We start from the raw sequence: 13,249 nt of genomic DNA, 5'->3' as shown, positions 1-13,249 counted from the left end.
AAACCTATAACGTAATACCATGTTGTCTTGAGAGATTTTGCTGATTAAAACCCAAGATCTAAAGCAGAGAATGTGATGGCATTTTGTGCCCCACTCTGTCTGGAGTTTGAAATTCTTCGGTTTTGACTATCGCAGCGGCAGCCGAAGAAGACGGCGCAGACATAGCCAAGACGACACCGTTGATGAAGTTTTCATCACCCAACGCAATGGGGCGTGCTCGATGTATATCTGATGCTTGCCCAATTGCGGGTTCTGGCTTTTTTAAAAGTCGGACGCAACTGAACATGGAATGAATAGGGAAGGAGTTATGAGTGAGCGACAATTCGCAGGGTAATCCTGAATTCGGCGAAAAGCCAAAGCAGGATGTAAACACTCAAGCGCTCCGAGAATCTGTGAAGCGCGACGAACTTGGCGGACGCCAACGATCGCCAAAGGAAGAGGAGAAGCGTCAAAATCGCCCTCCGGTCTCGCGTGAAGAACTATCAAAAGGCGCCCAGGTATTTGGTGATGCCAAGGTCAACTGGTTTGTTCTTGGAATCAGCGCTGTAATTATTCTCGCCTTTTCTATTTGGGCCATGATGGCACCTGATCATGCGTTTGAAACGATGGAAAGCCTTGTGGGTTTCATCGGTGAAAGCCTTGGCTGGTACTACGTCCTAACCGTATTCATTGTTATTTCCTTCGTGTTGTGGGTGGCTTTATCCCGAACCGGCAAAGTTCGCTTAGGTCCGGATCACTCCAGGCCTCACTACAGTCTGTTCACCTGGGTGTCCATGCTCTTTGCTGCAGGTGTTGGCATTGACATGCTGTTCTACTCGGTCACAGGCCCAATTACTCAATACGTGACTCCTCCTGATGCTGAACCTGAATCTGCTGCTGCAGCACGAGACGCAGTGGTGTGGACAATGTTCCACTACGGCATCGGTGGTTGGGCAATGTATTCCTTGCTCGGTATGGCGATGGGATACTTTGCTTACCGCTGGGGAATGCCACTGTCCGTACGCGCAGCTCTTTACCCACTGTTAGGTAAACGAGTCCGCGGTAAAGCCGGTGACGCAATTGATATTGTCACGCTTGTGGGCACCGTGATGGGCGTTGCTACCTCAATGGGCATCGGTGTTGTCTTGCTATCGGTTGGTTTCTCCACTCTCTTCGGTTTCCCTGACGGCTTAGGTCTCCAGATCGCCTTGGTGATCGTTGCTGTTGTCATCACGATTGCCGCGTGTACCTCAGGTGTGGATAAAGGTATTCGCCTAATTTCAGAATTAAACCTGTGGAGTGCAGGCGCAATGATCTTGTACATCATTGTTACCGGCCAAACTTCCTTCCTTCTTAACGGCATGGTGGAAAATATCGGCAGGTTTATCAACACTCTTCCAGAACGCTCCTTGCAGACCATGGTCTATCAAGAGGGTGGATCTGATTGGATGGCAGGCTGGACTCTCTTCTTCTGGGCATTCTGGCTGGCTTGGGGACCATTTGTTGGTATGTTCCTTGCACGCATCTCCCGTGGTCGCACGCTTAGAGAGTTCGTCATCGCTGCAATTACTGTTCCAGTGCTGTGCGATTTTCTCATCGTCACCACTTTCGGTAACTCTGCGCTGTACGAAGTTCTAAATGGCAACGATGCGTTTGCTCAACTTGCTATGGAATCACCTGAACAAGGTTGGTATACCCTGCTAGAAATGTTCCCAGGCGCAACCTTCCTGGTTGGTCTTGCAACATTGTCTGGCTTGCTGTTCTATCTCACCTCAGCAAACTCGGGTGCGATGGTGATGGCTAACTTCTCCTCCTCGATCCCAGACCCTGCACAGGATGGCGCAAAATGGCTACGCATCCTCTGGGCTGTAATTACAGCGATTCTTACCATCGCGATGTTGTTGGCAGGTGGTGTGACAACCATGGAATATGCCACGTTGATCTTCGCACTTCCGGTCACCATCATTGCGTATCTGGTCATGGCTTCCTTCCTTAAAGTTCTACGCATGGAGCGAGCTGAAATGGAAGGTAGGCGCCTGCACAACCAGCACGTTGCCACAGACGGTGGTAGCGCACCAGAAAAGACTTGGCGTCAGCGTTTGGCAAGTATGCGTTCCTACCCAAGCCGAGACCAGGTAGAAAAGTTCGTCCGAACTACCGTGGAACCCGCGCTGCAAGATGTGCACAAGGAATTCACCCGTCTTGGATATGAAACTGAATTGCTCAGTGATTTCGATCCGGCATCAAATATTCCAACTCATGTCTTGCTGGTAAATATCGAAAACCAGCGTAGATTCCAATACTTTGTTGCTCCTGTGCCAACACCTATTCCTTCGTTCGGTGGCCGTCGAGCTCAGACAGAAGATAGCTACTACAGGTTAGAGGTGTTCAACCAGACTGGTACTGAGGGCTATGACCTCATGGGTCTTAGTAAGCAGCAGGTCATTGATGACGTCATTGATCGTTATGAAACCCACATGACATTCTTGACTCTCACGTTCAATATGGACAACCCATCATTCTTGACTCCACCACAGCCACCAGTGGCTGAACCTGCACTGGCAGAGCAAGAAGAAGAAATTGTCACAGGGCAACAGCAATTAGAAACCGGTAAGTCGGACCGTCCCTAATTCGGCTAAGTAGGCCTGCACGCAACTTGTGTGCAGGTCATTTCTTGCGTCGAAAGGATGCATTCGGGAAGAAGAAAAGCGCGGAACATTCTAATAAAATGCTCCGCGCTTTATGTTGTGCGTCATCAGGGAATCGAACCCCGAACCCTCTGATTAAGAGTCAGATGCTCTGCCAATTGAGCTAATGACGCATTTTTGTTCTGCCTAGTAAAGATACTCTCACAGGCAGTCAAGAAGCAAACTGTAACCCCGATTGGGATGTGGGAAGTTTACTAACTTGGTGCGTCATCAGGGAATCGAACCCCGAACCCTCTGATTAAGAGTCAGATGCTCTGCCAATTGAGCTAATGACGCATTGTGCTGTGGACTCGCCTACAGTTTTGTTTGCGGTCTCGTTTGCAACGAAGAAAAATATAACAGGTAAGTGGATTCAAAGTAAAATCTGCACGTCAATGCGGTTCCTGTGAGTGCTGAAGGGAAACGCAGTCGCATGTAGAAGATTTATCTAATGGTAACGATTTGCTCACAAAACATTCGCTCGAGCGTTTTGGACGTAACGACGCGAGATAGCATGCGGATGATTGAAGTAGTTACTTAAAGAAACTTGGAAATGTTGTGTATTGATGTCGTTCTTCTAACGATTTGATTACTCATGGAATATTGCAGGAATATTGTTTTAAGTTCCATCGTTTGTGCTGGTAGCGTGTTGTTTTAGGTTTTGTCAGTTTCATAAGTTCTCTCGTCAGGTTGGTTCCTGCGGAAGCTGTAGGTGCTGACGCTTTTTAAATTGTGGCGTTTTGCCAGAAGGGCGTATTTAGGTGCGAGTTTTTCGTGTTAAGCGCGGGGCAGTTGCAGGGGCATTCCTTGCGGTGCTGACAATTGGTTCACTGGCGCTTACGGGTTGCACAATTGAACGAAGTGATGCTCGGGATCAATCTTCCCAGGCAGATGCTGAAGTTGAAGAAGTTGAACTGCAGGCGCCAGTGGTGTCTGTCGATGATGAGGCGGAAGATGTAGATCCTTCAGAGCCCATCATTGTTAAGTCAATGGGTGATGGCCTTCAGAAGGTGTCCATGACTAATGAAGAAGGCTACGAGGTTGAGTCGGAGCTTTCTGAGGATGGCCGTAGCTGGACTACTGCGGAAACTCTCGGATATAACCGCACCTACACAGTGAAAGCTACCGATAAAAATGGGGAATCATCCACCGTCGTGTTTAATACGGCAACCCCAGCAGCTACCACGAATGTTGCATTATCTCCCTTGGCTGACTCAGTGGTCGGAGTGGGGCAGACCATTGGCTTCCGCTTCGGAACCCCAGTGGAGGACCGTCAGGCTGCTCAGGATGCCATCACTGTGACCACCTCTCCAGAGGTTGAAGGTGGATTCTATTGGCTGAATAACAGTGAACTTCGCTGGCGTCCAGCAGAGTACTGGGAGCCAGGCACGGAAGTTACTGTCGAGGCCGATATTTACGGCAAGGATCTTGGCGGTGGAGTCTGGGGCGAAAATGACAATGCCACTAACTTCACCATCGGTGACCGGGTTGAGGCAGTTGCTGATGACGCCACCAAGACCATGAGCGTGTACAAAAATGGTGAATTGTTGCGCACCATGCCGGTTTCATTTGGCCGCGATACTGCAGAGTGGGCAACCCCCAACGGCACCTACATCATTGGTGATCGCAATGAGTCGATGATCATGGACTCCACCACGTTCGGTCTTGGTTATGAAGAAGGTGGCTACCGTACTCCCGTGCAGTATGCGACCCAGATGTCTTATTCCGGAATCTATGTTCATGCCGCACCGTGGTCAGTGGGAGCGCAGGGTAGTTACAACACTTCGCATGGTTGCATCAATGTGTCTACGGAAAATGCTCAATGGTTCCAGGAAACCGTTAAGCGTGGCGATATTGTGACTGTTCAAAACACAATTGGTCAGACTTTGAGTGGCTACGATGGATTAGGTGATTGGAACATTCCATGGTCTGAGTGGAGTCAGGGTAATGCTGATGAAACCTCGGCGTGGTAGTCGCTAAACCCGCAGGTAAATTCAACAGGTGGTTATTAATATTGCCTGCATTAATCGTCTGAACTAGACTTACAACCTGTTTTTAAAACCGGCGGTCGTCTTCGTGGCAAGAAAGCGCGGAGTATGCCTGCCGGTTGTGCACGTTTAAAGCGAAATACATGTTATGACCAGGCCAAGGGGAAACTAGATGCCACCGTTCCGGCAGACGAAAACGTGGGTGGACCGCAATGGGTCCGCTCATGTGGAGTTGTCGCCAACCGTGCCATCACACAACCCCAAACGCCACGTGCGCATTCAAAGCCCCATGGAAATTTCATGGAGTGAAGCGGTCCGTGAAGGTGGAGAACGCTCGGCCAGGCGCTGTGGTGACATGGCTGTGTCAGCTTTGGCGAAACCCAATCCGATCATCGATGATGATCCAGACGGTAATCCTGATGTGTGCATGTACACCTGGATTGTCGAGTGCCCGGGTGCAAACGCTGTCCTGCTGTGGATTAATGGCATCTTCGATCATGAAAGCATCGAAGATTCTGAGATGACTCGCCTTGAAGGCTCAGATTTGTGGATTTTAAGCCTGCGCATGCCTTCGGATTGGCGGGCAAGCTACACCGTAAATGCGTGGGAAGGCGAGGGTGTTCCTCCGTGGCGTGAGGCTGGTGATCGGATGCATATCCGCAAAGCCGCCATGTCGGGAGGCCGTTTGGATACCCGCGCGATGGGGCAGATCATGGATTCCTCGCTCGTGGAAGGCCCTGATGCGTTGCCGGACTGCTGGGTTGCGGCGTCGACAAGCGTAAAAGTCGCGGAGGAAACTGTAGCCGGCGAGCATTTTTGGTTTTATGAGGCGCCGGTCAAAGCGCCGCTGCTGATCCTTTTTGACGGCCAGCACTGGAACAACGGCATGAATCTGCCTGCGCAAGTCGATGCGGCAATCGCGCTGGGCGTGCTGCCGCCAGTCAGCCTTCTCATGCTTGACTCCGTCGATGTCGAGCGCCGCTGGGATAGCGTCGGCGTGCCAGGTGGGCAGGTTGATGTGCTTATCGACGCCATCCTCCCGCACGTCCGCGCCAACTACAACGTCTCCGCGCGCGGCGAAGACACCATTGTCACCGGTGCAAGCTTCGGGGGCCTTGCATCGCTGTGGGCACTTGCGCTTGCCGACGGCGAAGTTGGCCACGCTATCGCGCAATCACCAAGTCTGTGGCGCTTCAACGTTGCCGATGCCCTTTCCACCGCTGAGCAGTGGAGTTCCATCCACCTGCAGGCAGGAAAATATGAGGGCGAAATGTTGCGTTTGTCGCATCAGCTCGCCGAGGATCTTTCCGGCGATATCCGCGAAGTCCGAGTACGCGGCGTGCATGGCGGCCACGATTGGGCCTGGTGGCGGGTGCATATGCTCACTGAACTCACCAGGCTTTTAAGAACCCTTTAATCAAAGTAGGGCGCGAAACGATCCACCGCTGCCTGCGCATCTTCTGCACACTGATCAGAGGTTGGACCTGGTTCGGCGACAAAGAACGAGCGGCGGTAATAATCCAACTCGCGGATTGATTCCACAATGTCAGCCAACGCGCGGTGCGCCAAGCCCTTTTCCGGCTGCTTGTAATACACGCGTGGGTACCAGCGACGTGCCAATTCTTTCACCGAGGACACATCGACCATTCGGTAATGCAAAGCATTATCAAGGCGCGGCATTTGTTCACGGATAAAAGCGCGGTCAGTGGCAATGGAATTTCCAGCCAAAGGTGCAGGATGTGCTGGATCGCAATGCTCTTCAATCAACGCTAAGACAGCATCTTCGGCTTCTTTCAACGTGACCGTGGACGTGCGGATCTGCTCAGTCAACCCAGATGAATCATGCATGTTGGTGACAAAGTCATCCATCTGCGCAAGCTCATCTTCAGTTGCGTGAACAACTAGATCTACACCTTCGCCCAAGACGTTGAGGTTGGCATCAGTAACCAGTGCTGCTACCTCAACGATGACGTGGCGCTCCAAGTCCAGTCCTGTCATTTCCAGGTCAACCCAGACCAGGCGGTCATCGCGAGCTGCGACTGTTGGCATATTGTTTTCAGACACTTTAAAAACTTAACCCATCTTCTTATAAACCCAGCCCATTAGAGGGGAGAGCACAGCGGTTGGAGCGACGGAGGAGACCAAGTTCATGGCCTTGGACAAAGGACCTGGAACCACGCGACGTTGATTCTTAGACAACGCACGTAGGGTTTCTGCGGAGCAGGATTCATAGGTCGTCCACAAGAAATCAGGCACAACCTTATCCACGATTGACTGCTCAGATTCAGGGATTTCGGCTTCCCGTACAGGGCCAGGAGCCAGCAAAGTACAGGCCACACCAGTTCCACGAAGCTCATAGTGCAAGGCCTCGGTGAATGCGTTCACACCTGCCTTGGTGAGCACATACGTTGCGTTGTTTGGAATTGGCACGTTACCTGCCGCAGATCCGACATTGCAGATTGCGCCAGTGCCACGCTCCAGCATGCCACCTAGCACCGCATGGGTGAGCTCAAAAACAGCAGTGGCGTTGAGTGAGAACTGCGCAGTCTCATAAGACCAATCCTGGTCTTTGAAAGGCCCAAAGCTTGCGATACCAGCGGAGTTGATAATGATGTTGATTTCCCGCGTTTTGATCTCATCGATCAACACCTTTCGGGCTGCTTCATCACTCAAATCCACCGGACGGACTTCAACGATCACACCATGCTTGTTTTCTAAGTCAGCGGCGATCTCCTGTAAGACCTCCTCGCGGCGAGCAACCAAAATTAGGTTGTGGCCATACCGCGCTAAATCACGCGCAATGGCGAGGCCAATGCCTTGGCTTGCCCCAGTAACAAGTGCACGAGCACTCTTGCTGGGTAGTGGTAACGCCATGTCAGGCTCCTTCGTGGCTTCTTTAAAACGTTCGTGATTAATGGTACGTCATGGGTGCGACACCACTTGCGACCTAGAGCTCCAACCAGCCCAACCCAGCTGTTGTTTCACCTTCGGGGAGGTATTCACCAGCGATAACACCGTCATATCCCAGTTCGTCCAACTGCTGGAAAACGTGAACTTCATTGACTTCACCAGTACCTGGTTCATGTCGATCAGGAACCGAAGCCACTTGCACATGCCCCAAAAGCCCTGCGTCATTGACTTCACGAAGCCTCCGGGTGAGATTGCCATGAATCTGCTGGATGTGGAAAATATCGAACAGGATCTTCACATTGGGGTGATTAATGGTCTCGACCAGCCAATAAGCATGATCTAAGTTGTGCAGGAAGTAGCCAGGCACCGAATACTGATTAATGGGTTCAATGACCACCAGAACATCTATCTCTTCTAGTTGCTGCGCTGCCCAACGAATATTTTCCACATAGCGCGCGGTGGTATCTGAGGTAACTTCAGCGATTCCGGCCATGATGTGGAGCTTTTTTGGTTTGAGAACTTTTGCGTATTCAATAGCCTGCGTGATTGATTGTTGAAACTCTTCTGGGGGTGCCAGCGCTGCAATGCCGAACGTATCCCCAGGTGGGGCATTGAAGAGTTCAATGGGCAGACCTGCGGAATCAGCACGCCTTTTGATCTCTTGTGCATCGACATCATAGGGGTATTGGAACTCTACGGCGCTGAAAGCATGCTTCGCGGCAGCGTCAAAACGATCCAGGAAATCTAGTTCAGTAAAAGTCAATGATAGGTTGGCGGCGAATCGAGACATAGTGAAAAGCTCCTTCAAAGTTGTGTGCCTCGATTCTAATAATTGGGTGCGACACGGGGCTGATTCTTCTACCCCTACGATGGGTCTAAGCTGGACTGATAAACGTTTTCTGAGCCGAACTTTTCAATGATTTAAAGAAGCGAGAATAATGGGATTGTGGATCGATGCAACCGCCGGTGTTGCAGGGGATATGTTGCTCGGGGCACTTATTGATGCAGGTGCAGAACTAGAAAAGATCCAACAGGTTGTAGAAGCCGTCATTCCAGGTGACGTTTTGTTGAGCACCGAAGAGGTTGTGCGCCAAGGACAACGCGGCATCAAATTACATGTGGTAGCACAACATGAGCATCACCATCACCGTCACTTAAGCACCATTAAAGAACTTCTCACCAATGCTGATATCCCCGAGCAAACCAAGGAAAATGCCTTGGGAGTTTTTGAACTCATCGCTATTGCTGAAGGCAAAGTTCACGGCATCGACCCGGAGAAAATCCACTTCCACGAAGTGGGTGCTTGGGATTCCATCGCAGACATCGTGGGCGTGTGCGAAGCAGTAAGGCAACTTAACCCAGGGTTGATCGCTGCGTCTCCAATAGCTTTGGGATTCGGTCGCATTAAGGCAGCTCACGGAGACATTCCAGTGCCAGTTCCAGCAGTGGCAGAGCTGGTAAAAGGTTGGCCCACCCAAACTGGAGCGCTTATGGAGAGCACTGAACCTGTCGGTGAATTAGCCACCCCAACCGGTGTGGCGTTGATCCGCCACTTTGCGACCCAAGATGGACCCTTCCCAGGTGGCATCATCAATGAAGTTGGCATTGGCGCAGGAACGAAAGATACAGAAGGCCGTCCAAATGTGGTGCGCGCAATTTTGTTCGACACCTCTAGGAATAACCCAGACACCCGCACTCTCGTGCAATTGGAAGCCAACGTTGATGATCAAGATCCACGGCTGTGGCCCGGAGTAATCGAGAGGCTCCTTGCAGCTGGCGCAGTAGATGCATGGCTGACCCCAATCTTGATGAAGAAGGGCCGCCCAGCCCATACCGTGTCAGCACTGGTGAATAACTCCGATGTGGAAGCAGTCAAGACCGCACTGTTTGCAAGCACCACCACGTTTGGAATCAGGTCATGGACTGTTGATAGGGAAGGGCTGGACCGCCGATTCGAGCAGGTTGAAGTGGAGGGTCACGCCATCAACATCAAGATCGGTTCGCGCAATGGCCACGACATCAGTGCGCAGCCCGAGTTTGAAGACATTCATTCTGCAGCGGTGGCTTTGGGAATTTCAGAGAGGGAAATTATAGCAAGAATCCCTCAAGGCATCACCGAGTAACTTCACCGAGTAACAAGCAACAGGGCGACTGCTCCTAATTTGTGGCTACGCGGGACTGCGCTTTTTGCATAGCCTGAAGATATGAACGAATGGAAGCCTGTTTCATACCCGTCGCTTAGCCCTTATTTGATCTGCAGCAATGCAGAAGAAGTGATTGCGTTCCTTGAGGAGGCTTTCGACGGGGTCCTACTGCGACGATTCAACCACCCTGACGGGACATTGATGCATGCCGAAGTCAGGATTGATGACAGCGTTGTGATGATTGGTGGAAGCGCTACCGATGCCGTCTCGGCTCCTGCACATGTGCACCTGTATGTTCAGGATGTCCGAAGCGTCTTCGCGCGGGCTATTAAGGCAGGAGCGTCCGTTATCCAAGAACCTGCCCGCAAGAACGAGGACGACGATCTACGCGGTGGGGTTAAGGACGCTTCGGGCAACTTTTGGTGGATCGCAACACAGTAAATACCTACCAGGCGGGAATGGTTCTTCGAAAGTGCGAACATCGACTAATGAAAAATTCCATGATGCACTGAGCCCACCTTCTAGGAGAAAATTACCTCGCGGCAATCTGCGCAGCTAGGTGTCCTGCTCCATAACCGTTGTCAATGTTGACCACTCCAACTCCCGGCGCGCAGGCGTTGAGCATGGTTAGTAGTGGTGCAATTCCTCCAGCGCCTGCGCCGTAACCGACAGAGGTAGGTAGTGCAACGACAGGTGCGGACACTAACCCTGCGACGACACCGGGCAGTGCACCATCCATACCTGCGGCAACGATGATAACTCCTGCGGCGCGGAGTTGTTCTTCGTAGGAAAGCAGGCGGTGGATACCCGCCACTCCAACATCGACAATCAGTGAGGTGGAGCGTCCTAAATAGGAAGCGGTGTGCAATGCTTCCTTTGCTTGGGGGAGATCTGAGGTGCCAGCTGCAACAACTAGTACGCTTACGCCAGTCGAGGCTGGGGGAGTGGCCGGGTAAGCAAGGAAACCAGCATCGGCGTCGTAGAAAACATCACCCAGTGTGGAAATGACAGCTTCTGCTTGCTCTTTTGATGCGCGCGTAAACAAGGTGGTGTGCCCGGCATCGCGCACACCATCAGCGATGGCGACCACCTGCTCAACAGTTTTCGATTCGCAGTAGATTGCCTCGGCATACCCGCGGCGGCTTGCGCGATCGACATCTAGGTGTGCGAAGTCACCGATTTTCTTAATCCGTTCTTCCAAAATTACAGGCTGCCTCTCGCGTTCATGATGGACAAAGTTAGCGCGCCGGATTGAATACCTTTTAGGTCAATTGCAGCGAAGCGGAAACCAGCTTCGGTGGCACAAGCGTGGATAGCTTGGGCGATATGTGGCTCGGCTGCGCGTGACATTTCAGTGGTCAGAAGCTCGATGCGTGCGATGTCGCCGTGGTGGCGCACACGGGAATCGCTGAAGCCAAGGCGGTAGAGTTCCAGTTCCACAGCCTCAATTTGTTGGAGTTTTTCCTCTGTCACCTCATGACCGTGTGGAATACGTGACGCAAGGCAAGGTGCTGCAGGTTTATCAGCAACAGGCAGCCCAAACGCACGGGCTACCAGGCGCACATCTGCCTTGGTTAAACCAGCCTCGGATAGTGGACGCAACACATTGTGTTCGGTGGCTGCTCGCGCGCCGGGCCGGTCAATGCGTTGGGTGTCGTCAGCATTTTCGCCGTAGGCCACCGCTGCCAGGTCATATTTCTCGATGACGGATTCATCAATGCGGTTAAACATTTCGTTTTTGCAGAAGTAACAGCGATCCACATCATTGGCTTTGTAACCAGCGATTGCCTGCTCGTTTGTCACAATTTCAATGGTGCGCGCGCCAATATATTCCGCCGTGTCCGCAGCTAGTGCTCGTTCCCGCGACGCCAACGACGGCGAAACCGCAGTAATAGCCAGCGTGCGATCTGCGCCCAGCACATACTGCGAAATAGCCAGCAACACCGCCGAGTCCACGCCGCCGGAGTAGGCGACGCCCAGGCGTCCAGCACTCGGCAAATGCTTTGCGACGTCATCTATCAACCTTTGGGCTTCCCCGTCGGGGATTAAAAGCGTCATGAAAAAGAGCTTTCCTTGAAAAAGTTTGTGAGGTTAAACAGAGCGTTGGGACTCGAGCCGGTGCAAAATCTCACCAGCGTGTTCAACAACCAACGTATCTGGATCAGCGTCAAGAGCGTCCCAATCGAAGGAGTCCGGGTCGGCGTATCCAATGTTGTATGCAGCGCAGACCTCTGGGGAAACCTGTGATGCCAACGTGACGTTGATGCGGAGTTTTTCCTCACCGGTTTCTGGATCAAAGGTGCCTAGGCCGCGAACGTGGGTGGAGTGCGCGATTTCGCCCCAGGGGTGGTCTTTGAACTTGTCCCACTGTTTGGTGAAGTATTCGATGCAGTGGTAGCCGATATCAGCTAGACCTTGGTGCATCTCAGAAATCTCAGTGATGTGTGGTGCATAAACAATTACCTCGCCACCATCGGCACAGACGGGCTCCATTTTGTAGACACCTTTTGCGCCAGTCCAGAGGTCTTCATACATTTCTGGAATTTTGGACACAATGCGCTTGTAGGGAGCATCCAACCATTTGATGTGGGTGGATGATGCAACGTTGGCGTTGGCTGCCCACGCAGATTCAGTGGTGCCCACTGCCACTGAGTGCAGGACTGGTTGATCATCATCGCCGGTGGTGGAGACATAAGTGACAGCAAGTTTTTCACCAGGGATCAACGCAGAAGAGGAGTTAATCAGCTGGCGAACCGGAGTGATACCTAGGGTGCCGATGATCTCTGAAGCGGTAATGAGCGCTCCCACCCAGTGGGAGATATCAATTACATCATGCACTGAGCATCCTGGGAAGAAGTATTTGTTGCCACCAGAAAAACCCACCACCTCGTGCGGAAAAATGGGGCCAACAACTAAGTTGACATCGGCTTCTGCGACCAATTTATTGATCTGTACGTCCATGTCGCGATCTTCCAGCAGTCCACTGGTCAGCCTAGAAATCTCTGCCGCTTCGATGGTGCCTAAAGAAACAATGGCTTCTGGGTTGTGCCAATCGTGGTTAATCACTTGGGCTTTGGGGAAGCGTTGTTCGATGGTGCCAGAAGGTACACCCAATAGCTTTGCGATCGAAGGCTCGTCCATGGCAGCGTGCGTGCCGAGCGCGATGAGAATGGTGATTGATTTCGCACGATCGGCAATCGCATCATAAGCTGCCTGGATCATCAAGCCATGAGGGCCAGAGCGGGTGCCGTCAGGAATTGGCATGCACACCGTTTTGCCATCGACATCGAGTTTTGCCACTTCATCCAAAATGAACTGACGTGCTTGTTCGTCGCTAAGTACTTCAGTAGGACCGCCCAACAGCGCTGCGGATTCTGCAAGACCTTCAGGGATCGGGAGGGTAATAGTCTTTTGGCTCATAAACACAAGTGTCCTCAGGGGCAAGTCACTTGGCAAGTAGTTGCAGTTTGTTGCAAGGATTAAAAAGAAAAATGCTTGTCGACGCCCAAGGCCAACTTCCACACTGCGATAGAGTGCGTAT

General features: G+C 51.9%; 11 protein-coding genes and 2 tRNA genes. 5 read left to right on the top strand and 8 right to left on the bottom strand.

Annotation, left to right across the window (positions count from 1 at the left end; all coding sequences use genetic code 11):
* Window positions 1-311: 311 nt before the first annotated feature.
* Window positions 312-2,609, top strand: coding sequence for a choline BCCT transporter BetT (gene betT / locus N24_RS12890; protein ID WP_096457860.1), 2,298 nt, complete (start codon window positions 312-314; stop codon window positions 2,607-2,609).
* Between the two features lie 118 nt (window positions 2,610-2,727).
* On the opposite strand, the gene N24_RS12885 is transcribed toward betT, so the two are convergent.
* Both N24_RS12885 and N24_RS12880 read right to left on the bottom strand, forming a co-directional pair.
* Window positions 2,728-2,800: transfer RNA gene (locus tag N24_RS12885), tRNA-Lys, on the bottom strand.
* 87 nt (window positions 2,801-2,887) lie between these two features.
* A tRNA-Lys gene (locus N24_RS12880) sits at window positions 2,888-2,963 on the bottom strand.
* 464 nt (window positions 2,964-3,427) lie between these two features.
* Here N24_RS12880 and N24_RS12875 point away from each other — a divergent pair.
* A complete protein-coding gene (locus N24_RS12875) occupies window positions 3,428-4,639 on the top strand; it encodes a L,D-transpeptidase (RefSeq protein ID WP_096457857.1) in 1,212 nt (403 codons plus the stop codon).
* A 187-nt stretch (window positions 4,640-4,826) separates the two neighbouring features.
* Complete coding sequence (locus N24_RS12870; protein WP_167382115.1) at window positions 4,827-6,071, top strand: alpha/beta hydrolase; 1,245 nt, start codon at window positions 4,827-4,829, stop codon at window positions 6,069-6,071.
* On the opposite strand, the gene orn is transcribed toward N24_RS12870, so the two are convergent.
* The 3 genes from orn to N24_RS12855 form a co-directional block, all read right to left on the bottom strand.
* Window positions 6,068-6,703, bottom strand: coding sequence for an oligoribonuclease (orn, locus tag N24_RS12865; RefSeq protein ID WP_096457854.1), 636 nt, complete (start codon window positions 6,701-6,703; stop codon window positions 6,068-6,070). The two genes, N24_RS12870 and orn, sit on opposite strands and share 4 nt — an antisense overlap.
* Before the next feature lie 24 nt (window positions 6,704-6,727).
* Window positions 6,728-7,528, bottom strand: coding sequence for a mycolate reductase (cmrA, locus tag N24_RS12860; protein ID WP_096457851.1), 801 nt, complete (start codon window positions 7,526-7,528; stop codon window positions 6,728-6,730).
* Between the two features lie 73 nt (window positions 7,529-7,601).
* On the bottom strand, window positions 7,602-8,354 hold the full coding sequence (locus tag N24_RS12855) for a hydroxypyruvate isomerase family protein (protein ID WP_096457848.1): 753 nt from the start codon (window positions 8,352-8,354) through the stop codon (window positions 7,602-7,604).
* A 148-nt stretch (window positions 8,355-8,502) separates the two neighbouring features.
* Here N24_RS12855 and larC point away from each other — a divergent pair, with 148 nt between their 5' ends.
* Window positions 8,503-9,687, top strand: coding sequence for a nickel pincer cofactor biosynthesis protein LarC (gene larC, locus N24_RS12850; RefSeq protein WP_096457845.1), 1,185 nt, complete (start codon window positions 8,503-8,505; stop codon window positions 9,685-9,687).
* A gap of 81 nt (window positions 9,688-9,768) precedes the next feature.
* Complete coding sequence (locus tag N24_RS12845) at window positions 9,769-10,149, top strand: VOC family protein (RefSeq protein WP_096457842.1); 381 nt, start codon at window positions 9,769-9,771, stop codon at window positions 10,147-10,149.
* Window positions 10,150-10,240: 91 nt separating this feature from the next.
* Here N24_RS12845 and larB read toward each other — a convergent pair whose 3' ends face one another.
* The 3 genes from larB to N24_RS12830 are packed head-to-tail and all read right to left on the bottom strand — an operon-like array spanning window position 10,241 to window position 13,128.
* On the bottom strand, window positions 10,241-10,912 hold the full coding sequence (gene larB, locus N24_RS12840; protein WP_096457840.1) for a nickel pincer cofactor biosynthesis protein LarB: 672 nt from the start codon (window positions 10,910-10,912) through the stop codon (window positions 10,241-10,243).
* On the bottom strand, window positions 10,912-11,766 hold the full coding sequence (larE, locus tag N24_RS12835) for an ATP-dependent sacrificial sulfur transferase LarE (protein WP_096457836.1): 855 nt from the start codon (window positions 11,764-11,766) through the stop codon (window positions 10,912-10,914). The genes larB and larE overlap by 1 nt, the downstream gene beginning before the upstream one ends.
* Before the next feature lie 33 nt (window positions 11,767-11,799).
* Entirely contained in the window at window positions 11,800-13,128 is a 1,329-nt protein-coding gene (locus tag N24_RS12830; protein ID WP_096457832.1) for a lactate racemase domain-containing protein, read from the bottom strand.
* Window positions 13,129-13,249: the final 121 nt, after the last annotated feature.

This window comes from Corynebacterium suranareeae, from assembly GCF_002355155.1.
Classification (GTDB): Bacteria; Actinomycetota; Actinomycetes; order Mycobacteriales; family Mycobacteriaceae; genus Corynebacterium; species Corynebacterium suranareeae.
The sequence above is the reverse complement of the archived record's forward strand: the minus strand, read 5'-3'. Positions and strand labels throughout refer to the sequence as shown.